Source organism: Pseudoflavonifractor sp. An187, from assembly GCF_002160275.1.
Classification (GTDB): Bacteria; Bacillota; Clostridia; order Oscillospirales; family Oscillospiraceae; genus Enterenecus; species Enterenecus faecium.
In genome coordinates this window covers 1-26,365 of the sequence record NZ_NFKG01000031.1, presented here as the reverse complement: position 1 = coordinate 26,365, position 26,365 = coordinate 1, and the positions used below count along the sequence as shown (strand labels likewise).

The following is a 26,365-nucleotide window of genomic DNA, read 5'->3' as shown; positions in this document are numbered from 1 at the left end:
CCACACCGGGGGTCAGGTTCATGTTGGGGTGGCCCTGGAGGTGGCTGCCAATCTGGCGCAGGGTGAGCAGGTCCTCCACGGGGAAGTAGCCCCGGTTGGCCAGAGCGGCGTAGAGGCCGGGGGCGGTGTGACCCTTGGAGAGGACAAAACGGTCCCGATCCTCCCAGCGGGGGTTGGCGGGGTCGATGCGCATCTCTTTAAAATAGAGATAGGTAAACAGGTCGGCGGCGGACAGAGAGCCGCCGGGATGTCCGGCCTTGGCGGCGTGGATGCCCTCGATGACACCCATACGCACCTTGCAGGCGGTCACCGCCAGTTGCTTTTTTTCAGCTGCGGTCATAGTTTCAAACTCCTTTTCGTATCAGAAAACCCCAGAGGTATGCCAGACACACCCTTGGGGCATAGACAAATTCACGCAATTCTTTTGGTAAAGAAGTCCGTGGACTTCTTTGCCGGATTGGCCCCAGGGGCGTGCCACGCACACCCCTGGGGCACAGGTTTGAGGGAGGAAGGAATCATGTATGATTGTGTATGGCTGATTACTTCAGCTTCCAGGCCAGGTCGTTCCAGAACAGCTCCTTCTCCAGGCCTTCCACGGTGGTATCCTTGCTGATGTGGACAAACTCGATGCCCATGATGTTGGCCCAATCCTTCATCTGCTCGGCGGTGACGTCGTAGCTGAGGACGGTGTGGTGGGCGCCGCCAGCGGTGATCCAGCACTCCACACCGGTGGTGAGGGAGGGCTCAGCGGTCCACATGACCCGGGCCACGGGCAGGTTGGGCATGTCCATGATGGGCTTGACGCAGTGGATGTCCTGGCAGATCAGGCGCAGGCGGCCGCCCATGTCGATGAGGGAGACCACAATGCCGTCCCCTTCCTTGCCCTCGAACACCAGGCGGGCGGGGTCCTTGCGGTTCATGCCAATGCCCAGGTGGTGGGTCTCAATGCGGGGCCGGGCGGAGGCCAGAGAGGGGCACACCTCCAGCATGTGGGCGCCCAGGGAGTACTGGTGGCCGGGCACCAGGTGGTAGGTGTAGTCCTCCATGAAGCCGGAGGCGCCGTTGCCGTTCTCACCCATGACCTTCATGATGGCGGTCATGGCGGACACCTTCCAGTCGCCCTCGCCGCCGTAGCCGTAGCCCTGAGCCATCAGGTGCTGGCTGGCCAGGCCGGGCAGCTGCTCCATGCCGTAGAGATCCTGGAAGGTGTTGGAGAAGGCCTTGCACCCTTCTGCATCCATCATCTTCTTCATGGCGATCTCTTCCCGAGCCTGGTAGCGAATGGCCTCCACGTTGTCGGTGGCGATATCGTAATTGGCCTTATAGACCTCCATCAGCTCGTCGATCTCGGCGTCGGTGACCTGGTTCATCACTTCCACCAGATCGCCCACGGCCCAGGTGTTCACCTGCCAGCCCAGCTTGGCCTGCACTTCCACCTTGTCGCCCTCGGTGACGGCCACTTCCCGCATGTTGTCGCCGAAACGCATGACCTTCAGGTTACGGGAGAAGTCCACGCCCAGGCAGGTGCGCATCCAGCGGCCCAGACGCTTCTGGACCTCTTCGTCCTTCCAGTAGCCGGCGATGACCTTGCGGGGCATGCGCAGGCGGGCGGCGATGAAGCCGTGCTCCCGGTCGCCGTGGGCAGCCTGGTTGAGGTTCATGAAGTCCATGTCGATCTCCTCGTTGGGGATCTCCAGGTTGTACTGGGTGGCCAGGTGGCAGTAGGGCTTTTGCAGGTTGACAAAGCCGTTGATCCACATCTTGGAGGGGGAGAAGGTGTGGCACCAGGTGACGATGCCGCAGCAGTTGTCGTCATAGTTGGCAGCCTTCACCACGTCGGCGATCTCCTTGTTGGTCTTGGCCGTGACCTTGTATACCAGCTTGCAGGGCAGGTTCCCGGTGGCGTTGAGGGTGTCCACCATCTCGGCGGCGCGGCGATCCACGATCTCCAGCACTTCGGGGCCATACAGGAACTGGCTGCCCACGACAAACCAAAATTCTTTGTTGTTCATGTTCATAACCTCCGTTATGTCAAGTTTTTATTATACGTGTTCCACGGCGGCCCGCTCCACAGCCAGGCCCGCCTTATAGTGCACCATAAAGTTGGTGAAGCCCTCCACGTCCTCGGCCTGAGGCTCCACCACAGACACCTTCTGGTCGCCAAAGACCTGGGTGTTCAGGTAGTCCTGGAGGGACTGGCCGTCGGTCTTATGGACCGCATAGGCGGCCAGCAGGGCCATGCCCCAGGGTCCGCCCTCTCCGGCGGTCTCCATGGTGGCTACGGGGCTGTTGGCGGCGGCGGCCAGAATGCGCTGGCCCACCACGGGGGTCTTGAAGAAACCGCCGTGGCCCATGAGGCGGTCCACCGCCACATGCTCCTCACCCAGAATGTCCAGGCCCACCTTCAAGGTGGCCAGAGCGGAATAGAGCTGGGTGCGCATGAAGTTTGCAAAGTTCAGGTGTGCCTCGGGGCCACGCACCAGCAGGGGCCGGCCGTCGCTGAGGCCGGTGACCGGCTCGCCGGACAGGTAGTTATAGAGCAGGAGCCCGTCCCCGTCCGCCTTGCCCTCCAGGGCGGAGGTAAACATGGCGGTGTACAGGGCGTTTTTGTCCACCTCATGGCCCAGGGCGGTGAGCAGGCCGGAGAAGACCTCCGCCCAGGCGTTGATCTCATTGGTGCAGTTGTTGCAGTGGACCATGGCCACGGGAGCCCCGTCGGGGGTGGTGACCATGTCGATCTCCTCGTAGCGGCGGCTCAGGGGCTTCTCCAGCACGATCATGGAAAACACCGAGGTGCCCGCCGACACGTTGCCGGTGCGCTTGGCCACGGCGTTGGTGGCGGCCATGCCGGTGCCAGCGTCCCCCTCGGGGGGGCAGAGGATGGCGCCGGGCTGCAAGGTCCCGGTGGGGTCCAGCAGCTTGGCGCCCTCGGCGGTGAGGGTTCCGGCGTTGTCGCCGGCCACCGCCACCCGGGGCAGGATATCCCGGAGCTTCCAGGAGTAACCCTTGTCGGCCACCAGGGCGTCAAAGCTGTCCACCATGGCCTGGTCGTAGTCGCAGGTGTTGGAGTCAATGGGGAACACGCCGCTGGCGTCGCCCACACCCAGGACATTCTCCCCAGTGAGCTTCCAGTGCACGTAGCCCGCCAGCGTGGTGATAAAGGCCACATCGGGCACGTGGTCCTCGCCGTTGAGGATGGCCTGGTACAGGTGGGCAATGGACCAGCGCTGGGGAATGTTGAAGTTGAACCGCTCGCTGAGAATCTCAGCGGCCTGCCCGGTGGTGGTGTTGCGCCAGGTGCGGAAGGGGGCCAGCAGCTGGCCCTCACGGCCGAAGGGGAGGTAGCCGTGCATCATGGCGGAGAAGCCCATGGAGGCCACACGGGTCAGCTTCACCCCGTAGCGGGCTTCCACGTCGGCGGACAGGTGGGCGTAGGCATCTTGCAGCCCGGTCCACACGTCCTCCAGGGAGTAGGTCCAGTAGCCGCCCTCATAGCGGTTCTCCCAGCTGTGGTCGCCGGAAGCGATGGGGGCATGGTCGGGACCGATGAGCACCGCTTTGATGCGGGTAGAGCCCAGCTCAATACCCAGGCAGGCCTCACCAGCGGAAATCATAGATGGAATGTTCATAGCAAAAACTCCTCTTTCTCAAAATAAGGAGAACGGAGTGCCTCTCATTGTCTGGCAACCAGAGGCACTCCGTACCAAAACTTAGGTCTTGGGGTCCAGGGGGGATGACTGCGTGGAATCATCCATCTCTGACTCCGAGGAAGGAGCGTCCTCTAAATACTCGCTCTCATGGGGAAGTCGATAGCGGCCAGTGGCCAGCAGGAAGGTATTCCATCCTGCCAAGGCCACACCCACCAGGCCAAAGAGAATCATGGCAATGCCAAACACCATGCCGTTTTGGCCTTGGAAGGCACCTTCCCGCAGGCCCCAGGCCAGATAAATCAGGTAGGCTCCACAGGCCAGCCGCAGCAGCACATGCAGTTGCAGTGGGCGGCGAAAAGGACGCTTTTGTTTCATAGTATCTTAGCCTTTCTTACGCTTGGACAGCAGGTCGATGGTGACGGCGCCCAGCAGCACGGCGCCCTTGACGATCTTCTGCACGTTGGTGTCGAAGCCAGCCAGGGACATACCGTTGTTCAGAACGCCCATGATCAGAGCGCCAACCACAGCGCCCAGGATGGTGCCCACACCACCGGAGGTGGCAGCGCCGCCGATGTAGCAGGAGGCGATGGCGTCCATCTCGAACTGGTCGCCGGCCTTGGGGGTAGCGGAAGCGTTACGAGCGGAGAGCACGATGCCAGCCACGCCGCACAGCAGGCCCATGTTGGCGTAGACCCAGAAGAAGACCTTCTCGGTGTTGATACCGGACAGACGAGCAGCCTTGGCGTTACCGCCCATGGCGTAGATCTGACGGCCAGCCACGGTCTGAGTGGTGATGAAGTGGTAGATGCCCACGATGACAGCCAGCAGGATGAGCAGCACGGGCACGCCGGAGAAGCCGGCCAGCTTATAGAAGAAGAACATCACGATGCCGATGATGACAGCGTCCTTGATGATCAGCTGCCACACGGGAGCGGTGGGAAGACCATGTCTCTTGGTAGCGGCGAAGCTGCGCAGCTCAAGGAGAACAATGAGTACGCTGATGACGATGCCGATGACGATACTGACCATATCCAGGCCGCCCACCTTCACAGTGGGAAGGAAGCCGGTGCTGATCCAGGTGTAGTCAGCGGGCAGAGGGCCCTTGGTCTGGGACTGGAGGATGACGTAGCAGATACCACGGCCCATGAGCATGGTGGCCAGGGTGACGATGAAGGGGGGGATGGCCAGCTTGGAGACGAACACGCCCACGAAAGCGCCGAACAGAGCGCCCACGGCCAGGGAAGCCAGCATAGCTACGGGAGTGCTGGCACCATAGTCTACGATGAGGGTACCGGCCACAGCGCCGCAGGAGGCGACCACCGAGCCAACGCCCAGGTCCACGTTACCGGTCAACACGCACAGCAACATACCGACGGCCAGGATGATGACGTAGCCGTTTTGCATGATCAGGTTGTTGACGTTGATGGAAGTCAGGTTCTTGCCATCGGTGAGGAAGGCAAAGATAACGTACACGGCAATGAGAGCCAAAATCATGCCGTACTGCTTCATGCTCAGATTCACATGAGTGGAGGCCACACTTCTGGCCTTAGTCGCGGTCTTTTCCATTATGCATCTCCCTTTCTGTTGTGGGCCATAATACAACCCATGATTCCCTCTTGCGTGATCTCTCCAGACAGCTCGCCGGCAATCTCACCCTCGTTGAGCACGTAGGTGCGGTCGCAGGTGCCGATGATCTCAGGCATTTCGGAGGAAATGATAATCACAGCCTTGCCGGCCTTGGCCAGCTCGTTGATGACACAGTAGATTTCGTACTTGGCGCCCACGTCGATGCCGCGGGTGGGCTCGTCCAGAATCAGAACGTCGGGCTGGGTGAGCATCCACTTGGCCAGAACCACCTTCTGCTGGTTACCGCCGGACAGAGAGCCCACGGTCTGGTTGATGGAGGTGGTCTTGACGTTGATCAGCTTGCGGTACTCCTCCGCCTTCTGGGTCTCCTTGCGCTGATCCACCACGCCCCGCTTGGAGAAGAATTTACCCAAAGCGGACAAGCTCATGTTGAACTTGATGGAGTCGATGAGCACCAGGCCGTAGGTCTTACGGTCCTCAGAGACGTAGGCCAGCTTGTTTTCAATGGCCTGGCGTACCGTCTTGGCCTCAACCTTCTTGCCGTTGATGTACATCTCGCCGGAGATCTTCTGGCCGTAGGAGTGGCCGAACAAGCTCATGGCCAGCTCGGTACGTCCTGCGCCCATCAGGCCAGCCAGACCCACAACCTCGCCGGCCCGGACCTGAATGTTGATGTCCTTAAGCACCTGGCGGTGGGCGTCGTCGGGATGGTACACGTTCCAGTTCTTCAGCTCGAAGATCACATCGCCCTTGGTCACGCCCTCCCGCTTGGGATAGCGGTTGGTGAGCTCACGGCCCACCATGCCCTTGATGATGCGGTCCTCGGAGAAATCATCGGTGCCCTTGTGCAGGGTCTCAATGGTGTGGCCGTCACGGATGATGGTGATGGAGTCGGCCACGTAGCTGATTTCGTTCAGCTTGTGGGAGATGATGATGCAGGTCATGCCCTGGGCCTTGAGCTGGAGCATCAGTTCCAGCAGCTGGGCACTTTCCTTGTCGTTCAAAGCAGCGGTGGGCTCATCCAGGATGAGCAGGTCCGCCTTCTTACCCAGGGCCTTGGCAATTTCAATCAGCTGCTGCTTGCCTACGCCCAGAGCGTTGACGGGGGTGTTGACGTTCTCGTCGGTGAGGCCCACCCGGTCCAACAAGGCCTTGGCCTCCCGGCGGGTGGCGCTCCAGTCGATGACGCCGCCCTTTTTGCGCTCATTGCCCAAGAAAATGTTCTCGGCAATGGAGAGGTAGGGGCTCAGGGCCAGCTCCTGGTGGATGATTACGATGCCCTTGGCCTCGCTCTCACGGATGTTATGGAACTTACACACTTCGCCTTTGTAGACGATGTCGCCGGTGTACTCGCCGTAGGGATACACACCGGACAGCACATTCATCAAGGTGGACTTGCCAGCGCCGTTTTCACCGCAGATGGCCATGATCTCTCCGGGCTTGATCTTGAGGTTCACGTCATCCAGGGCCTTTACACCGGAAAATTCCTTGACAATGTGGTTCATTTCCAGGATGTACTCAGACATTTCTTCAGCTCCTTTTTCCTCTTGTTCACCTTGCTCACCCAAGGCCCATCTGAAGCCGCACCGGGCTTGGTTATGTAGCTTCAGATAGGTCTCTGGGCGATGGTGGGGGGAGGCAAACCGCCTCCCCCCACCTTGTTCTTCTATTTCTTTGTGGGACGAGCCGAATTAGCCGGCCAGATCCTCAGCGGTGTAGTAGCCGCCGTCCACCAGCAGCTCCTCGTAGTTGCTCTTGTCCACAGCCACGGGGGTGCACAGGTAGGAGGGAACCACCTTCACGCCGTTGTCGTAGGTGGTAGTGTCGTTGACCTCGGGCTCGGTGCCGGTCAGCACGGCGTTGACCATGCCCACGGCCTTGTCAGCCAGCAGACGAGTGTCCTTGTAGATGGTCATGGACTGCTTGCCGGAGATGATGTTCTTAACAGCCATCAGCTCGGCGTCCTGGCCGGTGATCAGAGGCCAGTTGGCATCGGTGTAGCCAGCGCCTTCCAGTGCGGAGCGGATGCCGTAAGCGAAGCCGTCAAAGGCGGAGCAGGCGATGTCCAGATCCTCGTCAGCATAGAAGCCGGAGAGGTAATTCTCGCAGTTCTTCTGAGCTTCCTCCTGGCTCCAGCGGAGGATACAAGTCTCATCGAAAGAAGTACGGCCGCTCTTGCACACCAGGGTGCCGTCGTCCAGGTAGGGCTGGAGCACTTCCATGATGCCCTCATACAGCAGCACAGCGTTGTTGTCGTCGGGAGAGCCCATGAAGAACTCGATGGTGTAGCTCTCGCCAGCGGCCTTAGCGGCCTCCAGGTCCTTGGCTTCCACGATGTAGTTGGCGATGGCGGTACCCACGCCCTTGTTATCGAAGGAGGCGTAGTAGGAAACAGCATCGGTGTCCATCAGCAGACGGTCATAGGCGATGATGGGGATGCCAGCGGTCTTGGCCTGAGCCTCCACCGTGGTCAGAGCGCCGGAGTCCACGGCAGCGATGACCAGGCAGTCCACCTGCTGAGCCACAAAGTTCTCGATCTGGGAGACCTGCATCTGCACGTCGTCCTCCGCGTACTGCAGCTTCACTTCATAACCCAGCTCTTCCAGCTGAGCCTTCATGTTGTCGCCATCCTTGATCCAGCGCTCGGAAGACTGGGTGGGCATGGCGATACCGACGGTCTTGCCCTCGCCGACGCCGCCTTCCCCAGAGGGGGAATCGGAGCCACCGGAGCCACCGTTGCCGCAAGCGGCCAGAGAGAACGCCATGGCCAGGGACAAGGACAGTGCAAGTAATTTCTTCTTCATTGTAGTGACCTCCGTTCAAATATTTCACTTGTTCCACCGGGGCAGATGTTTTGTTCCGCTGCCGTTCGGTGCTTTGTGATTTCAGTATACCAACAAAATTTCAAATGTCAAGCAAATGTACGAATAACTATTCATTTCTAGGTTTACAACAATACAAATTTGTGAAAACATTCTGAGAAATTGGTGATAACCACGAGAAAGACTCCCAATCGGTTCCAGTTTTTCCGAAACGCCTGGAATATTTAATCAATATACGCAAAAAGCGCTCTTCCAGAAAACGGGCATTGTGCACAAATTCCACAAAAACACCCCGGTGGATTTTTTCAAAATCCATCGAGCCGCGAATCTTTTGCCAGATTCTGGGCTTTTATTTTCTGAATTTGACTGGTGGTATTGGAATAATGCCGAGACTTGTTTTGAAAAGGTACATACCCTTTCGCAAAATTTAAAACAAATATTCCGAACATGTGTTGCACCGTATGTACAAATATGGTATACTTTCGATAACAAACCCAGCGGACCAATCCCAGAGAACTACGAGAGAGGGGGGGACATTGTGCGCCCCAAATATCAAACGGTCGCAGACACCCTGCGCCGGGAAATCCAGTCTGGACAATACGATGAAACCATGCTTCTGCCCACCGAGCAGGCTCTGTGCGGCCAGTTCCAGGTCAGCCGTCAGACCGTGCGGCAGGCGCTGAGCCTGCTGGCCTCCGAGGGACTCATTGAGCGCCGTCAAGGCAGCGGCTCCCATCTGGCCAAGCGGGACAAGGGTGGCCGCCGCACGGTGGCCGTCATCACCACCTACATTAGTAATTATATCTTCCCCAGCATTCTGCGGGAGATTGAGACGGTGCTGGCCGCCAACAACTGCACCCTCACCCTGTACGCCACCCAGAACCTGGTGGCCAACGAGCGGAAGATCCTCACCTCCCTGCTGGACGAGCACGTGCCCGACGGCATTCTGGTGGAGGGTATCAAGACGGGTCTGCCCAACCCCAACCTGGATCTGTACCGGGAGATTATGGCCCGGGGTATTCCCATGGTATTTCTCCACGGCTGTTATCAGGAACTGTCTGACAGCCTGACGGTATTGGACGACAATTACCGGGGTGGACGGCAGCTGGTGGAATACCTCTATAATAAGGGACATCGGGCCATTATGGGCCTGTTCAAAAACGACGACATCCAGGGCTTGCAGCGGTATTCCGGCTACCTGGAAGGGCTGCGGGACCTGGGGCTGCCCCTGGACCAGCAGCACGTGTTCTGGTACAACACCGAGACCAAGACCGACCTGCTGCAAGAGGACGAGCCCTGGGAGCAGGTGCTCAAGACCCTGGAGGGGTGCACGGCGGCGGTGTGCTACAACGATGAGGTGGCCTCCCGCCTGGTCAGTATCCTGGTCCAGCGAGGCAAACGGGTGCCCCAGGACGTGGCTGTGGTGAGCTTCGACAACAGCGCCTACAGCCAGCTGGCCCCCGTGCCCATCACCTCCCTGTCCCACGGCACCTACAATGTGGGCCAGATGGCCGCCCAGCTGCTGGTGGATTTGTTCCACGGCAAGAAGGGGGAGTCCATGGTGGCGCCCTGGGAGCTGGTGGAGCGGCAGAGCAGCTAAACGGCTGCCAAAAAGCAGCCGTTTAGCTGCTAGTGAATAAGTAATAGTGAATAGTGAAGAAGTATGGTGTGCTGCTTTGAGCAGCACCGATTTCAAAGCAAAAAACCGGCGCATATGCGCCGGTTTTTCTTTTGAGTCGTGCCGCCCAAGCGGCACTCCTCAATTATTCATTATTCATTCTTCATTATTCATTGCCTTATCTGTGTTTTCCCATGAAGAACAGGGCCACGCAGCCGGGTCCGGTGTGGGCGCCGATGACGGGCCCGATATCGTTGAGGATGATCTCACGGGTGCCATACTTCTGCTTGATCTGGTCGGCCACAAACTGGGCGTCCGCCTCACAGTCGCTGTGGCTGATGAACATGGTCTGATTGGCCACGTCCTCCCCCAGCTGGCCCACCTTGTCCACCAGAGCCTGCAGGGACGCCTTGCGGCCCCGGGCCTTGGCCACGCTGATGAGGTGGCCCTCGTTGTCCACGTGGAGCACCGGCTTGATTTGCAGCATGGTGCCCACCACGGCGGTGGCGGCAGATACCCGCCCGCCCCGCTTGAGGAAGAACAGGTCGTCCACGGTGAACCAGTGGCACTGGCGCAGCTTGTTGTCCTCCACCCACTGGGCCACCTCGTCCAGGCTCTTCCCTGCCTGGCGCAGCTGGGCGGCCTGGTACACCAGCATACCCTGGCCCAGAGAGGCGCACAGGGTGTCGATGACCCGGATGGTGCGGTCCGGGTACTGCTCGGCCAGGTCCTGGGCGGAGATGGAATAGGAATTAAAGGAGGTAGACAGGCCGGAGGAGAAGCTCAAAATCAGGATGTCCTTGCCCTCCTCCAGGAAGGGGGTGAGGAAATCCGTCACCTGTCCCACGTTGATGGCGTTGGTGGTGGCCATCTCCCCCGCACGCAGGCGGTCATAGAAGGCCTTGGGGCTCATCTCCCGGTTGTCGGGGTAGTTGTAGTAGGTCTTCTCCCCAAAGAGGAAGGCCAAGGGCACGGTATGTAATTCCAGCTCTTCCACCAGGTGGGCGGGCAGGTCGCAGGACGAATCGGTGACAATGACGTAGTTTGACATGGGATCATTCCTCCTTCATGTGTGCGTGTCGAACCTGTTCGACACGCTTCTCAAAAATGCCAGCATTTTTTCGAGGAGTTGCAGCCCGCTGCATGCAGCCTTGGGCCAAAGGGCGACCCAAGGCCACACTGGCGGACTGAGAAGTGTTTTTTTCGATGCGCATGTCCCCGAAAAAAACGTTATTTCCATTTATTTTCCCATCTGCGGATGGGAAAACTCTGCCGAGGGCTTTTTGACGATGCAAGATAGTCTGTCCCTCTTACATTGACATGAGGTTTTCTTGACCGTCTGGTGTGTTACTTCTTTTTCCCGCCCTTCAACAGGTCGGAACACCCCGACTTCTGGGCCATGATCTCCAGCAGCCGCCGACACACCAGCCCGTGGGCGTAACTCTGCAAGGCGTAGGTGAGCACCATACCGGGCAGCTTCTCCTCCTCCGCCTCTTCATTGAGCTGTCCGGCGGCCTGGTCCAGAGCCTGGTCCAGCACCCGGCAAAAATAGTCATACTGCTCCTGGCTGGTGCCCACATTCTTGCCAATGGCCACCAGGGTGCGCATCTCCCGCACGCTGAGCACCTGCTTGAGGTCGCTGATGGCGGTGAGGTAGGCCAGGTGCTCCTTGCCGTACTTCTTGCCGTTGGCCCGGGCCAGCAGACCATCCTTGATGTAGTTGTTGATCATGGCGGAGGTCAGACCGTCCCCCTCCTCAAAACACACCATCTGACGGGTGAGGTAGGACACCACCTGGTCCATATAGAGGGGAATGTCCGGCAGGCGGTCCCAGCTGTCCGGCCGTTGGGATGTGATATTTTCTTTTAATTCTACCAGTTCTTCCATGGCAGTATCAGCTCCAATCTTATGCCGAAAATTATATCATATGATTTTGGAGACGTAAAGCCCGGAAGAAAAAATGCTCCCCCTCTCAGGGCAGCAGACCCAGCAGCAGCGCCGTCCCCACCTGGGCCAAAAAAGGCAGTGGGGCGGGGCCGGGATAGGGGAGCACCAGCTCCTGACGTTCCACAATGCCGCCCCCCAGGTGTGGAAATTCCCGCTGTACCGCCACGGCGGCGGAGTGGGCGGTGAGGCTGGACAGGGTGAGGGTGTTGCGGCTGGCACAGCCGTAGCTGACCCAGATGGGGGGCGGGGCGGAGCACTGGGGCGGGGCCACGTCTCCGGGCACCAGGGCGGCCCGGCATCGGGGCAGACACACCGCCCGGGGCCCGTGGGGGGCCACCACCAGCAGGTCCAAGGGGGTATTCCAGGTGGGATGGGGGGCGCAGCAGGCCCGAATGAGGCAGCCCGCCCCCTCTGCCAGCTCCACCAGCAGGGGGCTCACCGGCTCCTCCGGCTCCCACACGCCCACTTGCCACATGTCCGCCACCTCCCGGATGATCTGCCCTTAGAATGGCTGTTTGGGGGAAAATTATACCCTTATCTGTGTTTTCTCTGGTGAATGACGTAGTTGATGAGGCTGCCCACAATGAGGATGTTGCCGCACAGGTACAGCCACACCAACAGGATGATCACCGAGGTCAACGACCCGTACACCAGGGAGTACCGGGTGGAGTGTTCCATAAAAGCGGAGAAAATCATGGAGGCCACGGTCAGCGCCACCGCCGCCACCAACGCACCGGGAATCACCGGAGGCCGGGGGTGGCCCAATGGGGCAGAAAACCGGTACAGCAGCAGGATAAACAAAAACACCAGTGCAATGAGCATCAGATACTTGGACCACTGCCAGGTGTCCACCTTGGCCACCAGGTCCTCCAGCTTCAGCAGCTGCCCCACCATGCGGAAAAACCAGTTTCCGGTGACCACCACGGTGATGGACAGGTAGATGGTAATGAGCAGCAGCACGGAAAAGATGAGACTGGCAATGAGCTGAAAAATCCCCTGGAAGGTGGCTCTGCCGTAAATTTCGTGCATGATGTTCATCAGGCCCCGCACGGCAGCGGAGGCAAACAGGGCGGACATAAACACGCCCGCCACCAGCATGGCGTCGGACTGGTGGGTGTCCAGATAGTGCAAATAGTCCTGGAAAATGGCCAAAACCTCCTGGGGCAGCACGTAGCTGGCCTCTTCCAGCAGCGCGGACATCTCCAGGTTGAGCTTGGAGACGAAGGCGGAGACGCAGATGAGAATGGGGAAAAAGGTCAGAAGCAGAAAATAGGCCAGTTCGGCGGCGGAGCGGCTGACCCGGTGGACAAAATACAGCTCCACCACGTCTGCCACAAATCCCACGGGCGGAACCTGCCGAGCATTCTCCCACAGGCGTTTCACGGCAAGTCACCTCCTTTTGTACCGAAAAAACTACTTCTCAGTATAACACAAGATGAAAAGGCAGGACAACGGGAATTTTGTCCCAGAGGCTGTCTTGCTCTGGGGAAGGCGGCCGCTCGTCCGGGCTAGAGAGGAGCGGGCTTGCTCTTCTCCGATTTCTCAGGCGGAAACCAGCGCCCCCACCGGGGACGCTCCGCTGGGCCCAATTTCTCCACGATGAGAAATTGGGGAAAGAATCGCTTAGGGCGTTCCCCCCTAAGGACCTCCCTGGGGTACGAGGCTGTCCCTGCGTCAAGTCTAGGTTCGGCCCGTCACCCTTGTTGTGGCCCCTGTTTGTGCCACCACACCAGGCTACCCTGGGCAGCTGGCCCTATGGCTGGGTGGTTTCCACCTCCGGGCCTACCCTGCCCCAGCGGCGTTCCCGCCGCCGGTCATCACCACCGCACCATAGGTCCTGCATTTTTCATTATTCATTATTCATTCTTCATTCATCATTATTCTACGAGCATATTCAATTCCTCCACGCTCAGAGACGGATTCAGCGCCAAACTCACCGCATACCCCAGCACCCGGGACAAATCCGCCACCCGGCTGTCCGCCTCTCGCGGGGTGACAAACAGTTCTCGCCCCGGTATCTCCTCTGGAGCACGCTCTCCCAGCAGGTCCTGGATGAGGGTGGCTCCGTCCACCACCGTGGGCACCCCCAGACTCAGCACCGGCACCCCCAGGGTGTCCCGGCTGAGGGCATAGCGGTGATTTCCCACCCCGGAGCCGGGGACGATGCCCACATCGGACAGCTGCACCGTGCGGCACAGCCGCTCCACCGACCGGGAGGCCAGGGCGTCCACGGCGATGACACAGCTGGGGTGAAGCTTGTCCACCACCGCCTGGACCAGCACCCCGCTCTCCACCCCCGTGGTGCCCAGCACCCCGGCGGCCAGGGCCGCCACCGCTCGCAGGTGGGAAAACTGGGGCAGGGCCTCCACCAGGTGCCGGGTCACCAGGGTGAAATCCACCGCCCGGGGCCCCACCAGGTCCGGGGTCATGGCCCGATTGCCCAGCCCTACCACCAGGGCCAGCCCCTCAGCTGGAAGCATGGGGGCCAACAGCCCGGCGATGGCCTCCACCGCCCGGGAAAACCCCGCCTCTTCCCGGCGCAAAAGCCCGTCCAGCTCCACCGTCACATAGGTGCCCATCGGCTTGCCCAGGGTCTGGGCCGCCTGTGGCGTGCGCACCTGCACCACGTGGGCCTCGTACCCATGGCAGGTCTCGTCCCGGCACTCCACCCCCTCCACGTCCCCGTGGAGCTGGTGGGCCTCCTGGGCCAAATCCGTGCGAATGCCTGTCATACCCTCTCTCCTTCCACTACATGTTGTGCAAAATGGGAACATGTCTCCCTATTTTTTGCCCTGGAAAAAAATTTTATACAAATAGTAAATTAAGTGTTGCTTTTTTCGGAGTTTCATGCTAGAATACATATCTGCGACGGGAAACTGCGCAAAAACATAAAATCACATCGGAGGAGGTGTTTGGTTTGCCCAATATCAAGTCTGCCAAAAAGCGTGTTCTGGTGAATGCTACCAAGGCGGCTCAGAACAAGGCTCAGAAGTCCGCGCTGAAGACCGACCTGAAGAAGTTTGAGGCCGCGGTGGCCGAAGGCAACCGCAGCGAGGCCGATGCCGCTTATAAGGTGGCCGTTAAGGCCGTGGATCAGGCTGCTGCCAAGGGTCTGCTGCACAAGAACAATGCCGCTCACAAGAAGAGCGCCATGACTGTGAAGCTCAACAAGCTGGCCTGAGCAAGTGGCGTCTGATCGCTGAAACCAAAGCACAAAAAGCCGTCTGCATTGCAGACGGCTTTTCTTTTTTCACGCCCATGTAAAACATCTCGTTAAATACAGATAGGGAGGGAAGTCAAGTGGAATGTGTGCACTCACTGGATGAAATAAGAGAAAATATGGCGGTACTCGATCACTACTTAGAGAAAAAATGTGAAAGTGAATATTCATTTGCCCTAGAGCGAATGAAACGAGGAACCTGTTTTATTGCAGTCAAAAGCCCCACGGGATATAAATTTTACCCAAGTAGATTTGTGGGCTACGCACACAACAGCATGGATGGTCATTCTAGAAACACAACAAAAGATGGACGGCTGACTAATTCAGCAATCTCCAAAGTACTAAATCAAAAGGTTGCATATTATGCGGAACTAGATAGGGAATATCAGCTGTACTGTGAACGTTTGGGTTTCATCCCTAATGATACCGGCACCTACGGTGTTGCAAGAAAATATTGGGTATTCGAGAAGTAACACGCCCTGGTGTTTCGGGCTAGGCAAGCCCCTCTCCTGCGCCAAGTATCTCAAAATCCATGCCGCCCCCGGCGGCACACCTTACTTCTTCCCTATTCACTATTACCTATTCACTCACCCAGATACAAAAAATCCCCCCGGTGTAAACCGAGGGGGATTTTTATGTATCTGGGTTAGGCCAGAGCGGCGGTGATGATGGCCATGGAATAGACCTCCATGGCGTTGCAGCCACGGGACAGGTCGTTGATGGGGGCGTTCAGGCCCAGCAGGATGGGGCCGTAGGCGTCGAAATTCCCAAGGCGCTGCACCATCTTGTAGCCGATGTTGCCGGCGGAGATGTTGGGGAAGATGAAGGTGTTGGCGTGGCCAGCCACGGGGGAGTCGGGGCACTTCAGGCCGCCCACGGCGGGGGACACGGCGGCGTCAAACTGCAGCTCGCCGTCCACGGCGAAGTCGGGGTTGGTGGCCAGCAGCTTCTCGGTGGCGTTGCGCATCTTGTCCACGTCGGGGCCCTTGCCGGAGCCCTTGGTGGAGTAGCTCAGCAGAGCCACCTTGGGGTCGATGCCAAACACCCGGGCGCAGTGAGCGCACTCCCGGGCGATCTCCACCAGATCGTCCTCGCTGGGGTCGATGTTGATGGCGCAGTCGCCCATGGCCAGCACCTCGTTGGAGCCGGTGGCGGCAGCACGCACCATGATAAAGCAGGAGGACACGATCTTGTTGCCGGGCTTGGTCTTAATCAGCTGAAGGGCGGGGCGCACGGTGTCGGCGGTGGAGTAGGTGGCGCCGCCCAGCAGGCAGTCGGCCACGCCCATCTTCACCAGCATGGTGCCGAAGTAGTTGCCCTGGAGCAGCAGCTCCCGGCACTGCTCGGGGGTCATCTTACCCTTGCGCAGCTCCACCATGGCAGCCACCATTTCCTCCATCTTGTCGTACTTGGTGGGGTCCATGATGATAGCGCCGTTGATGTTGAAGCCGGTCTTTTCCGCGGCAGCCTGCACCTCCTGCTCGTTGCCAATCAGAATGGGCTTGAGGAAGGTGGAGGACAGCAGACGGGCAGAGGCCTCCAGAATACGGGCGTCGGTGCCCTCGGTGAAGACGATGGTCTTGGGGCTGGCTTTCAGTTTTTCAATCAATTGACCAAACATGAGTTGGGTTCCCTCCATACAATACAAATTGTGTTCCGAGTCATATCGCCTATTAATGTAGCACCATCCCAGCCAGATTGCAAGGGTCTGGAAAGAGAAATGTAAAGTATTTGCAGAGTTTTGCCCGGATATTCTGACAATCTTTGTTAAAAAAATCTCAAACAATGAAATTTGTCGTCCCACCATCCATATGGTGGAAAAGTACAAAAATACTCTGTGCAATTTTCCTCCTTCCGTGGGAACACATTATTTACATCTTGTAATCACTTGGGTATACTATAAATAATGCGATTGGAGAACGAAAAGAGAGGGTATAACATGATCCATGCTGATTTTGCACGTTCTTTGTCCCTGTTACGGCAGGAAAAGGGAATCTCCCAGCGGCAGGCCGCCGGAGCGCTGGGCATCTCTCAGGCCCTGCTGTCCCACTACGAAAACGGGGTACGGGAGCCGGGACTGGCCTTTGTGGTGCGGGCCTGCGATTTTTACAATGTGTCCGCCGACTTTTTACTGGGCCGTACCTTGAGCCGGGACGGCACCACCATTCTGGACGTGGATACCCTCTTTGACGCCTCCGCCCAACCCGACAATCTGCTCAAGGGCTCGGTGATGGCCACCCTGTCCAAAAAGCTGGTGGTGAACTCGGTGGGGGTGCTCTTTGACCTGCTGGGTAAGCTGGACAACAAGAAGGCCATTCGGGCGGCCACCAACTTTTTGTCCACCTCGGTGTATATCCTCTTCCGCCACCTGCGCCGCACCGGCTCAGACAGCGGAGACAGCCTGTTCTCGGTGCCCAAGGAGCAGTTCATGGCCGGTCTGCCCCGGGTGGACCTGATTCTCAACGAGGCGGATTACCTGGAGGCCCTGACCCAGAGCAAGGGCAAGCACAAATTCCCCGACATGTCCCACGACCAGATGATGGACAACTATCCGGGCACCTATCAGTCCCTGCTGCAAATCATCCACGCCTGTGGCGAACGGCTCAACGGCGACATGAAGAGCCACCGAGATCGGGTAAAATAATTCGTTTTGTCAGCACCGCCCACGGGGGCGGCCTGTCATCCCAGGGAGGAGCGATACCAATATGACCAAACAAGATCACATTCGCAATTTTTCCATCATCGCCCACATTGACCACGGCAAATCCACCCTGTCGGACCGCATGATTGAGATCTGCGGCGCGGTGGAGCAGCGGCAGATGGAGTCCCAGCTGCTGGACAACATGGACCTGGAGCGGGAGCGCGGCATCACCATCAAGGCCCGTGCCGTGCGCATGGACTACACCGCCGACAACGGGGAGACCTATTGCCTCAACCTCATTGACACCCCGGGCCACGTGGACTTCAACTACGAGGTCTCCCGCTCTCTGGCCGCCTGTGAAGGTGCGGTGCTGGTGGTGGACGCCGCCCAGGGCGTGGAGGCCCAGACCCTGGCCAACACCTATCTGGCCCTGGACCACGACCTGGAGATTCGCCCGGTGCTCAACAAAATCGACCTGCCCGCCGCCGACCCCCACCGGGTCAAGCAGGAGATCGAGGACATCATCGGCCTGCCCGCCATGGACGCCCCCGAAATCTCCGCCAAGATGGGCCTGAATATCCGGTCCGTGCTGGAGGACATTGTCCACAACGTCCCCGCCCCCACCGGAGACCCCAAAGCCCCGCTGAAGGCCCTCATTTTCGACAGCCAGTATGACCCCTATCTGGGCGTCATCGTGTACTTCCGTGTCATGGAGGGCACCATCCGCCCGGGGATGAAGGTGCGGCTGATGGCCTCCGGGGTGGAGCACACCGTGCTGGAGTGCGGCTACCTGCGTCCCCTGGGGATGGAGGCTGCCAAGGAGTTGTCCGCCGGAGAGGTCGGTTACTTCACCGCCTCCATCAAGAACGTGAAGGACACCCGGGTGGGCGACACCATCACCGAGGCCACCAACCCCACCGCCGAGGCTCTGCCCGGCTACCGCCCGGTGCAGCCCATGGTGTACTGCGGTGTGTACACCGAGGACGGCTCCAAGTACCCCGACCTCCGGGACGCCCTGGACAAGCTGCAGCTCAACGACGCCTCCCTGTCCTTTGAGCCGGAGTCCTCCATCGCTCTGGGCTTTGGCTTCCGCTGCGGCTTTTTGGGTATGCTCCACATGGAGATCATCCAGGAGCGTCTGGAGCGAGAGTTTGACCTGGACCTCATCACCACCCTCCCCTCCGTCATCTACGAGGTCACCAAGACCGACGGCACCGTGGTGCGGGTGGACAACCCCCACAACTACCCCAACCCCGGCACCATCGCCGAGGCCCGGGAGCCCTACGTCAACGTGTCCATCATTGCGCCCCCCGACTACGTGGGCAACATCATGCCCCTGTGTCAGGACCGCCGGGGCGAATACAAGGACATGCAGTATTTGGACACCAACCTGGTGGAAATCCACTACCTGATGCCCCTCAACGAGATCATCTACGACTTCTTCGACACCCTGAAGGCCCGCACCAAGGGCTACGCCTCCCTGGACTACGAGCTGGCCGACTACCGCCCCTCCGACCTGGTGAAGGTGGACCTGCTCCTCAACGGCGACCAGGTGGATGCTCTGTCCTTCATCGCCCACCGGGACAAGGCCTATAAGCGGGCCCGTCGGATCTGCGAGAAGCTCAAGGAGAACATCCCCCGTCAGATGTTCGAGATTCCCATCCAGGCCGCCATCGGCGGCAAGGTCATCGCCCGTGAGACCATCAAGGCCCTGCGCAAGGACGTGCTGGCCAAGTGCTACGGCGGCGACATCACCCGAAAGAAGAAGCTGCTGGAGAAGCAGAAGGAAGGCAAAAAGAAAATGCGGAGTTTGGGTACGGTGCAGATGCCTTCCGAAGCTTTCATGGCGGTACTCAAATTGGACGAAGAATAAAAACTGCGCACATTACGCAAATGAAAAATGAATAGTGAATAATTATGGTGTGCCGCATAGCGGCACAGATTATCATTCGAAGCAGAAGCTTGAGGGCCTGCATTCTTCATTATTCATTTATCATTATTCATTGTCCCTTTGTCTCCCCGAGGGGAGACAAAGGGGCAGAATTCCTCTTGACAGATTGCACAGTTCCATTTACAATAACAGGAGATAATTTTGGAAAACCGGGCGAGTCATCGCCTGTTTGAGGAATTGCTGCACCCTGTTGGATTCGGGTGCTTTCATATATGTACGTTGGCAAGCTATATGACACTCAAATACTGCGCCCAAATTGGGTGGGCGGTTTTTCGATTATCGCGGTGTGCCCTGCGGGTGCATCGCGTCTTATTTTGGCTTTTTGTTGTAAAAAATCTAAAAACAAGGAGGTGTGGGAACATTCATGAACGTAAACATTGTTGTTGTTGTGCTTGCGGTGCTGGTGGCTCTGGTCATTGGCGGAGGCGTTGGCATCGCTGTGGGCTATAACCGGCGCAAGGCCGTGGCCGAGCGTGAGATCGGCTCTGCGGAGGAGGAGGCCCGTCGTGTCATCAACGAGGCCATCAAGAGCGCAGAGAGCAAGAAGCGTGAGGCCACCGTGGAGGCCAAAGAGGAAATCCTCAAGGCCCGCAACGAGTTCGAGCAGGAAGTCAAGGACCGCCGCAATGAACTCCAGCGCCAGGAGAACCGGGTCAACCAGAAAGAGGAAAATCTGGACCGCAAGATGGAGAACCTGGAGCGCAAGGAGGACGTGCTGGCCGCTCGCAGCGCCGAGCTGGACCAGGACCGTGCGGAACTGGACACCATCAAGGAGCGTCAGACCCAGCTGCTGGAGCAGATCTCCGGCCTGACGTGTGAGGAGGCCAAGCGCTACCTCATGGAACAGCTGGAGGAGGAGGTCACCCACGAGGAGGCCCTGAAGATCAAGGAGATTCAGGCCCGCTTCAAGGAGGAGGCCGACACCTACGCCCGGGAGCAGATCGCCCTGGCCATCCAGCGCTGTGCCGCTGACCACGTGGCGGAGGCCACCGTGTCCGTGGTGCCCCTGCCCAACGACGAGATGAAGGGCCGTATCATCGGCCGTGAGGGCCGCAACATCCGTACCCTGGAGACCATGACCGGGGTGGATCTCATCATCGACGACACCCCCGAGGCCATCACCGTGTCCTGCTTCGACCCGGTGCGCCGGGAGATTGCCCGGCTGGCCCTGGAGAAGCTGATTCTGGACGGCCGCATCCACCCCACTCGCATCGAGGAGATGGTGGAGAAGGCCAAGCGCGAGGTGGACGCCACCATCAAGGCCGAGGGCGAGCGCGCCGTGTTCGAGACCAATGTCCACGGCCTGTCCCCCGAGCTGGTGAAGCTGCTGGGCCGCCAGCGCTACCGTACCAGCTACGGCCAGAACGTGCTCAACCACTCCATCGAGGTGGCTCTGCTGGCTGGTCTGCTGGCCGCCGAGATTGGCGCCGACGTCAACCAGGCCAAGCGGGCCGGACTGCTCCACGACCTGGGCAAGTCCATTGACCACGAGGTGGAGGGCTCCCACGTGCAGATCGGTGTGGAGCTGGCCCGGAAGTACCGGGAGAGCGAGGCCGTCATCCACGCCATCGAGGCCCACCACGGCGACGTGGAGGCCAAGACCATTGTGGCCTGCCTGGTGCAGGCGGCCGACGCCATTTCCGCCGCCCGTCCCGGCGCCCGGAAAGAGAATGTGGAGTACTACATCAAGCGTCTGGAGAAGCTGGAAGAGCTGTCCTCCTCCTTCCCCGGAGTGGACAAGGCTTACGCCATCCAGGCCGGACGCGAGGTGCGGGTGATGATCAAGCCCGAGGAAGTCTCCGAGGACCGCATGGTCATTCTCGCCCGGGAGATCGCCAAGAAGATCGAGGACGAGCTGGAGTACCCCGGCCAGATCAAGGTCAACCTGATCCGGGAGACCAAAGCCATCGAGTACGCCAAATAATAGGGACTCATTTGCCGCCGCAGCGTATCGCTGCGGCGGCTTTTTTGTGTCCTATTATGATAGATCGCCCTTCCACCATTTCTATGGTAGAAACCAGCGCCCCCACCGGGGACGCTCCGCTGGGCCCGATTTCTCCCCGATGAGAAATCGGGGAAAGAATCGCCAAAGGCGGGGCCTTCCCCCGCCTTGTGGAATCCACCCCGCGGTACTGGGAGTCCCTGCGTCCTCCTTGTTTCGGCCCTTGGCCCGGTGGGGTCACATAGATGGATTGGGAATCCTACCGGAGATGCCTCCTTCTCTGGCTGAATGTACTTCTAACCCCAGGGCCTTACCCCGGTGAGCCGCTGTTCCCAGCGGTCGGAAGCTTGGCAGCGCAGTTCTTGGAGGGCTTGGCACAAAAAACCCATAAAAATTGCGCATTTCTTGCGTTGCTGGGCGTAGGGGAGGGGCTTGCCCCTCCCGAATTCCCCAGGGCAATTCCAGGGTAGCCACGGGCCGGGCAAGCCACGGCCCCTACCACAGCACCACAGGAAGTGCGGCAAAACTCCCGGCGGCGGGAATGCCGCTTGGCCAGGGTAGGCCCGGATGTGGAAACCACCTGGCTGTAGGGCCAGCTGCCCAGAGTGGCCTGGTGTGGTGGCAGAACTAGGCGCCACAGCAAGGGTGACGGGCCGAATTTAGACTTGACGCAGGTCCAGCCTCGTACCCCAGGGAGGTCCTTAGGGGGGAACGCCCTAAGTGGCTTTTCGTCCATTTTGGCCAGTCAAAATGGACCCCAGCGGAGCGCGTCTCCCCTCTCCAGGGGAGCAAGGCTGCGCCGCACATACGGGAGAAGTTGGGGGCTGTTGCCCCCAACATATGAAAATTTTACATTCCCTTGATGGGACTTTGATGGAAAGGCACCCGTACATGTCGTTATACTGTGGAAGCGTCTGAAGAAATCTGAGAGATGGGGCTTGCATCGCCCCGCACAACAAAGAGGGAGGAAACCAAATGACGTTCCACAAACCCAAGGCCCTGGCTCGCCGCTGGGGTGCCGCAGCCCTGGCCGGGACCATGATGCTGGGCCTGCTGCCCACCGTCCACGCCCAGACTTCCACCCAGTCTGACATCCCCGTGGTGGCCGACTGGAAGTTCGAGCAGCAGTACACCCAGGGTTCCATTGCCGCAGGCAACCTGGTCATTGAGGACCAGAGCGGCAACGGCAACAACCTGGTGATGGAGACCTACGGGCAGGGCAACTGGGAGGACTACCTGTCCTTCTCCGCCGACTCCATGACCGGAGCCGGGGGCAGCCTGGTCTTTGACGGCGACAGCACCGGCAAAACCGGCGCCGACTTCATCACCCAGACCGGGGCCGCCATCAACCGCGAGGAGTTCCAGGACGGCTATACCTTGGAATTTATCTATCAGTTCCCCGAGGACTGGACCGCCGCAGACAGCTGGATGAGCCTCATCGGCCGCCAGGGCTCCGGCGGCGGCAACCCCGAGGGGGAGCAGGGCACCATGTACGCCTCGGTGTCCAACTGTAAGGAAATTCAGTTCGTCACCGGCAACGCCGACGGCGACCACTCCATGTCCTCGGCGGCCTGGTCCGTGTCCATGGACCAGGGCGGCGTGTGGTACCACATCGCCATCGTCTCCGACGGCCACGAGATTGCCACCTACGTCAACGGCTGTGAGGCCTTCCGGGACTACGTGTCCGACGACATGGTGGGCATGTACGCCGACCCCGCCGACGGCCGCTTCCGCATCGGCTCCAGCTGGTGGAACGGCCTGGACAAGTTCCTCCAGGGCAACCTCCAGCAGGTGCGCATCACCGGGGACGCTCTGGACAAGAGCCAGTGGCTGGTCCCCAACCCCGAGGACTATGTGGGCGAGTTCGGCAGCAACGAGACCTATGAGCTGCGGGACGAGGACAACTACAACTTCGTGCTCATTCCCGACACCCAGAACACCGTGGAGTACCGCCCCGACGTGATGGACACCGCCGTGGACGAGCTCATTGACAGCGTGGATGAGCTGAACATCAAGGGCGTCATCCACCTGGGCGACGTGGTGGACGACTCCGGCGACGCCACCCAGTACAACAACGCCAAGGACATCTTCTACCAGCTGCCCGAGGCCGGAGTGAAGTTCCTGGTCCAGCCCGGCAACCACGACAACTGGGCAGGCAACGGCTCCAGCTACTGGCACTACTTCGGCGCAGACAGCAAGGAGTACATGTCCCTCACCAGCTCCTACCTCACCCCCAAGGCCTGGAGCGGCGCCATGTTCGTGGAGGCGGGCAGCTACACCTACATGATCATCTCCCTGGCCTGCGAGGGCGGCAAGACCAGCTGGAACCCCACCACCGGAGAGGTGGAATGGCTGGAGGAGATGCTCCAGAAGTACCCCAACTGTCCCACCATCGTCACCCGCCACGACATTCAGAACTGCTCGGACACCCAGCCCAGCTCCATCAAGCTCAGCAGCGAGGGCACCAAGCTGTGGAACATCGTCAAGAAGTATCCCCAGGTGTTCATGATGGTGGGCGGCCACAGCCACGGCTCCGGCGTGGAGGTGCTCCAGAATGACGCTGGCCAGGACGTGATCTCCATTCTCACCGACCTGCAGTTCTCCTACAACGGCGGCAACGGCTGGTTCCGCTATCTGGAGTTTGACGAGAGCGCCGACAAGATCTACTACTCCGTCTACTCCCCCTACGCCGCCTCTCTGCCTGAGAGCGAGAAGACCTTCTTCGATGTGAACTTCCTCACCGGCCCCGGCCACGAGGGAGAGCTGGACATCGACTTTGACACCCGCTTTGCCGGAATGGCCAACGAGCCCGCTGAAGTCCAGACCGAGGGCCAGTGGATGACCGGCGAGTACCACACCCACACCAACCAGTCCAACGACGCCTCTGAGAGCTACATGACCGTGGAGAACACCCTCAACGTGCCCTTCCGGGAAGATATGGACACCCTGCTGGACGAGCCCGGCGCCCGGGTGGAGAACATCACCTACGGCCAGGCCTTCGACTACATCATGCTGGCCGACCACCTGCGCAACTCCCCCCGCAACCCCGACGGCACCAGCAACGACACCGCCCGGTGGAGCGCCATTGCCGCCCAGCAGCGGGAGATTGAGAAGCTGCAAATCCAGGGCAAGTACGACGGCAAGATCATCTACTCCGGCTTTGAGTGGGACATGATGGCCCTGGATCACGCCACCGTGGCCCTCATTGACTCCGGCTCCAACCTGGTGCCTGTGGAGGGCATCCACGAATTTGAGTGGCTGTTCAGCTACGACACCTCCACCGACCGCTTCTACGGCGACGAGGAGGAGGTCTACGGCCCCCGTCAGAACGACAAAAACGATGTCAACGACACCTACGCCGCCGTGGAGTGGGTGGAAGAGAACTACCCCGACAGCTTCATCCTGCCCAATCACCCCTCCCGCCACAACGATGGGGACGACCAGGTGGACCAGGGCGAGGTGGCCCTTGAGAACCTGCGCATCATGAACGACCTGGCCCCCAACGTGGTCTTTGGCTTCGAGGGTATGCCCGGCAACCAGATGGACCCCTCCTGCGAGCTGCCCATGGACGATATCCGGTCCGGGGCTGACGAGATGATCTCGGTCACCGGCGGCGTGTGGGACGCCATGCTCTCCGAGGGCCGCCGCTTCTACACCTTCGCCAACTCCGACTTCCACTTCAAAATCAGCTCCAACGGCAACTACTCCAGCGGCTACTGGGCCGGAGAGTTCTCCCGCAACTGGACCTATGTGGAGCCCGGCGAGGATGGCCTGTTTGACTTTGCCGACGTGGTGGAGGGCATGCGCTCGGGCAACAGCTACTCCGTCAACGGCGAGCTGATCTCTGACCTGACCTTCACCGTCTCCGACGACGCCAACACCGCTGGCATGGGCCAGGACCTCACCGTGGCCCCCGACGAGACCGTCACCGTCACCATCCGCTTCCAGGTGCCCGAGCACAACAACTACGCCACCCTCTACGGCACCGACACCGGCATTGACGTGGACAACACCCCCGACCTGGACCACGTGGACCTGATTATGGGCCACGTCACCGGCAAGGTGGACGAGGCCGACTACAACAGCACCGCCAACACCGACGCCTCCATCGTCAAGACCTTCTCCCGGGAGGAGCTCCAGGCCGCTCTGGGCGAGGATGGCACCTACACCCTCACCTTCACCACCCAGGCCGACGACGATCTGTACTTCCGTGTCCGTGGTCTGTCCAGCTCTGAGGTGGACGAGAACGGCGACCCCGTCACCCACGAGCGGGACGTGACCAACGACCGCCCCGCCCGCTTTGACTACATCAACGACTACAACTACTCTCACCTGTCCTTCTACGCCAACCCCGTGTGGGTCAACGTGGACGAGAACCAGACCACCGACGTGGACACCACCCTGCTGGAGAAGACGGTGGCCTACGCCCTGACCCTGTCCACCGAGGGCGTCACCGACTCCGCCGTGGCCGCCTTTGAGGCCGCTCTGGAGAGCGCCCAGGCCGTGCTGGCCAAGGAGAACCCCTCCCAGGCTGAGGTGAACGCCGCTTGGGACGCCCTGCTGGAGGGCATCTGGGGTCTGGGCCTGGTGCAGGGCGACAAGGACGAGCTGAACCTGCTCATTGCCAAAGCCGAGGCCATGGACGAGACCAAGTATGTGGCCGACCACTGGCCGCAGCTGGTGGACGCTCTGGCCAACGCCAAGGACGTGGACGCAGACGGTGACGCCATGGAAGAGGACATCCAGCCTGTGGCCCAGGCCCTGCTGGACGCCATTCTGGCCCAGCGCTTTAAGGCGGACAAGTCCATCCTGGACGACCTCATTAACAAGGCCGAGGGCATCAACCTGGACGGCTACACCGCCGAGTCCGTGGCTACTTTCCGCACCGCCCTGGCCAATGCCCAGGCTGTGATGGCTGACAACAGCCTCTCCGAGGACGATCAGGCTACCGTGGATGCCGCTGTGGCTGCCCTCAGCGATGCCATGA

Annotated in this window: 19 protein-coding genes and 1 pseudogene; 7 read left to right on the top strand and 13 right to left on the bottom strand. The window is 59.8% G+C overall.

The genetic code is table 11. The features are described 5' to 3' along the window. The 7 genes and pseudogenes from B5F22_RS10330 to chvE form a co-directional block, all read right to left on the bottom strand. Nucleotides 1-340: pseudogene (locus tag B5F22_RS10330) on the bottom strand (transketolase); the annotation flags it as partial. 199 nt (nucleotides 341-539) lie between these two features. Next, nucleotides 540-2,018 (bottom strand): L-arabinose isomerase, encoded by a 1,479-nt coding sequence (araA, locus tag B5F22_RS10325; RefSeq protein WP_204210583.1) that lies wholly within the window; start codon nucleotides 2,016-2,018, stop codon nucleotides 540-542. Between the two features lie 24 nt (nucleotides 2,019-2,042). Next, on the bottom strand, nucleotides 2,043-3,629 hold the full coding sequence (locus B5F22_RS10320) for an FGGY-family carbohydrate kinase (protein ID WP_087392494.1): 1,587 nt from the start codon (nucleotides 3,627-3,629) through the stop codon (nucleotides 2,043-2,045). An 81-nt stretch (nucleotides 3,630-3,710) separates the two neighbouring features. Further along, nucleotides 3,711-3,983 (bottom strand): hypothetical protein, encoded by a 273-nt coding sequence (locus B5F22_RS10315; RefSeq protein WP_158096684.1) that lies wholly within the window; start codon nucleotides 3,981-3,983, stop codon nucleotides 3,711-3,713. 48 nt (nucleotides 3,984-4,031) lie between these two features. Beyond that, nucleotides 4,032-5,216, bottom strand: a complete 1,185-nt coding sequence (mmsB, locus tag B5F22_RS10310; RefSeq protein WP_087392492.1) for a multiple monosaccharide ABC transporter permease — start codon at nucleotides 5,214-5,216, stop codon at nucleotides 4,032-4,034. Then, entirely contained in the window at nucleotides 5,216-6,763 is a 1,548-nt protein-coding gene (gene mmsA, locus B5F22_RS10305; protein ID WP_087257672.1) for a multiple monosaccharide ABC transporter ATP-binding protein, read from the bottom strand. The genes mmsB and mmsA overlap by 1 nt, the downstream gene beginning before the upstream one ends. A gap of 165 nt (nucleotides 6,764-6,928) precedes the next feature. Further along, on the bottom strand, nucleotides 6,929-8,041 hold the full coding sequence (gene chvE, locus B5F22_RS10300; protein WP_087392491.1) for a multiple monosaccharide ABC transporter substrate-binding protein: 1,113 nt from the start codon (nucleotides 8,039-8,041) through the stop codon (nucleotides 6,929-6,931). A 556-nt stretch (nucleotides 8,042-8,597) separates the two neighbouring features. On the opposite strand from chvE, the gene B5F22_RS10295 reads away from it, so the two are divergent. Next, nucleotides 8,598-9,659 (top strand): GntR family transcriptional regulator, encoded by a 1,062-nt coding sequence (locus B5F22_RS10295; protein ID WP_087392490.1) that lies wholly within the window; start codon nucleotides 8,598-8,600, stop codon nucleotides 9,657-9,659. 196 nt (nucleotides 9,660-9,855) lie between these two features. Here the strand turns inward: B5F22_RS10295 and B5F22_RS10290 are convergent, their stop codons facing one another. From B5F22_RS10290 to gpr, 5 genes are all read right to left on the bottom strand, one after another. Next, nucleotides 9,856-10,728 carry a DegV family protein gene (locus B5F22_RS10290; RefSeq protein ID WP_087392489.1) on the bottom strand — a complete coding sequence of 291 codons (873 nt, stop codon included), beginning with the start codon at nucleotides 10,726-10,728 and terminating at the stop codon, nucleotides 9,856-9,858. 296 nt (nucleotides 10,729-11,024) lie between these two features. Then, nucleotides 11,025-11,564, bottom strand: a complete 540-nt coding sequence (locus B5F22_RS10285) for a DUF1836 domain-containing protein (protein ID WP_087370207.1) — start codon at nucleotides 11,562-11,564, stop codon at nucleotides 11,025-11,027. An 85-nt stretch (nucleotides 11,565-11,649) separates the two neighbouring features. Continuing rightward, on the bottom strand, nucleotides 11,650-12,099 hold the full coding sequence (locus B5F22_RS10280; RefSeq protein ID WP_087392488.1) for a hypothetical protein: 450 nt from the start codon (nucleotides 12,097-12,099) through the stop codon (nucleotides 11,650-11,652). A gap of 59 nt (nucleotides 12,100-12,158) precedes the next feature. Beyond that, nucleotides 12,159-13,007, bottom strand: coding sequence for a YihY/virulence factor BrkB family protein (locus tag B5F22_RS10275; RefSeq protein ID WP_204210582.1), 849 nt, complete (start codon nucleotides 13,005-13,007; stop codon nucleotides 12,159-12,161). A gap of 494 nt (nucleotides 13,008-13,501) precedes the next feature. Beyond that, nucleotides 13,502-14,356 (bottom strand): GPR endopeptidase, encoded by an 855-nt coding sequence (gene gpr, locus B5F22_RS10270; protein WP_087392487.1) that lies wholly within the window; start codon nucleotides 14,354-14,356, stop codon nucleotides 13,502-13,504. Nucleotides 14,357-14,541: 185 nt separating this feature from the next. Between gpr and rpsT the strand changes: the two genes are divergently transcribed. Together rpsT and B5F22_RS12100 are read left to right on the top strand one after the other, a co-directional pair. Continuing rightward, nucleotides 14,542-14,805, top strand: a complete 264-nt coding sequence (gene rpsT, locus B5F22_RS10265; RefSeq protein WP_087232901.1) for a 30S ribosomal protein S20 — start codon at nucleotides 14,542-14,544, stop codon at nucleotides 14,803-14,805. Nucleotides 14,806-14,924: 119 nt separating this feature from the next. Further along, the gene (locus tag B5F22_RS12100; RefSeq protein WP_143482242.1) at nucleotides 14,925-15,317 is read left to right on the top strand and encodes a hypothetical protein; all 393 of its coding nucleotides are present in this window, start codon (nucleotides 14,925-14,927) and stop codon (nucleotides 15,315-15,317) included. 173 nt (nucleotides 15,318-15,490) lie between these two features. Here the strand turns inward: B5F22_RS12100 and pta are convergent, their stop codons facing one another. Continuing rightward, entirely contained in the window at nucleotides 15,491-16,465 is a 975-nt protein-coding gene (gene pta, locus B5F22_RS10260; protein ID WP_087392486.1) for a phosphate acetyltransferase, read from the bottom strand. A gap of 318 nt (nucleotides 16,466-16,783) precedes the next feature. On the opposite strand from pta, the gene B5F22_RS10255 reads away from it, so the two are divergent. The 4 genes from B5F22_RS10255 to B5F22_RS10240 form a co-directional block, all read left to right on the top strand. Continuing rightward, nucleotides 16,784-17,488 (top strand): helix-turn-helix transcriptional regulator, encoded by a 705-nt coding sequence (locus tag B5F22_RS10255; RefSeq protein WP_206020599.1) that lies wholly within the window; start codon nucleotides 16,784-16,786, stop codon nucleotides 17,486-17,488. A gap of 61 nt (nucleotides 17,489-17,549) precedes the next feature. Beyond that, the gene (gene lepA / locus B5F22_RS10250; RefSeq protein WP_087232910.1) at nucleotides 17,550-19,358 is read left to right on the top strand and encodes a translation elongation factor 4; all 1,809 of its coding nucleotides are present in this window, start codon (nucleotides 17,550-17,552) and stop codon (nucleotides 19,356-19,358) included. Between the two features lie 442 nt (nucleotides 19,359-19,800). Beyond that, a complete protein-coding gene (rny, locus tag B5F22_RS10245; RefSeq protein ID WP_087392485.1) occupies nucleotides 19,801-21,360 on the top strand; it encodes a ribonuclease Y in 1,560 nt (519 codons plus the stop codon). A 993-nt stretch (nucleotides 21,361-22,353) separates the two neighbouring features. After that, a partial coding sequence (locus B5F22_RS10240; RefSeq protein ID WP_087392484.1) for a LamG-like jellyroll fold domain-containing protein occupies nucleotides 22,354-26,365 on the top strand: 4,012 nt, incomplete at its 3' end.

Excerpts from the sequence above, each read along its gene's own strand:
- araA (WP_204210583.1), bottom strand. The coding sequence starts at position 2,018 with ATGAACATGAACAACAAAGAATTTTGGTTTGTCGTGGGCAGCCAGTTC.
- B5F22_RS10320 (WP_087392494.1), bottom strand. The coding sequence starts at position 3,629 with ATGAACATTCCATCTATGATTTCCGCTGGTGAGGCCTGCCTGGGTATT.
- mmsB (WP_087392492.1), bottom strand. The coding sequence starts at position 5,216 with ATGGAAAAGACCGCGACTAAGGCCAGAAGTGTGGCCTCCACTCATGTG.
- mmsA (WP_087257672.1), bottom strand. The coding sequence starts at position 6,763 with ATGTCTGAGTACATCCTGGAAATGAACCACATTGTCAAGGAATTTTCC.
- chvE (WP_087392491.1), bottom strand. The coding sequence starts at position 8,041 with ATGAAGAAGAAATTACTTGCACTGTCCTTGTCCCTGGCCATGGCGTTC.
- B5F22_RS10290 (WP_087392489.1), bottom strand. The coding sequence starts at position 10,728 with ATGTCAAACTACGTCATTGTCACCGATTCGTCCTGCGACCTGCCCGCC.
- B5F22_RS10285 (WP_087370207.1), bottom strand. The coding sequence starts at position 11,564 with ATGGAAGAACTGGTAGAATTAAAAGAAAATATCACATCCCAACGGCCG.
- B5F22_RS10280 (WP_087392488.1), bottom strand. The coding sequence starts at position 12,099 with ATGTGGCAAGTGGGCGTGTGGGAGCCGGAGGAGCCGGTGAGCCCCCTG.
- gpr (WP_087392487.1), bottom strand. The coding sequence starts at position 14,356 with ATGACAGGCATTCGCACGGATTTGGCCCAGGAGGCCCACCAGCTCCAC.
- pta (WP_087392486.1), bottom strand. The coding sequence starts at position 16,465 with ATGTTTGGTCAATTGATTGAAAAACTGAAAGCCAGCCCCAAGACCATC.
- B5F22_RS10255 (WP_206020599.1), top strand. The coding sequence starts at position 16,784 with ATGATCCATGCTGATTTTGCACGTTCTTTGTCCCTGTTACGGCAGGAA.
- lepA (WP_087232910.1), top strand. The coding sequence starts at position 17,550 with ATGACCAAACAAGATCACATTCGCAATTTTTCCATCATCGCCCACATT.
- rny (WP_087392485.1), top strand. The coding sequence starts at position 19,801 with ATGAACGTAAACATTGTTGTTGTTGTGCTTGCGGTGCTGGTGGCTCTG.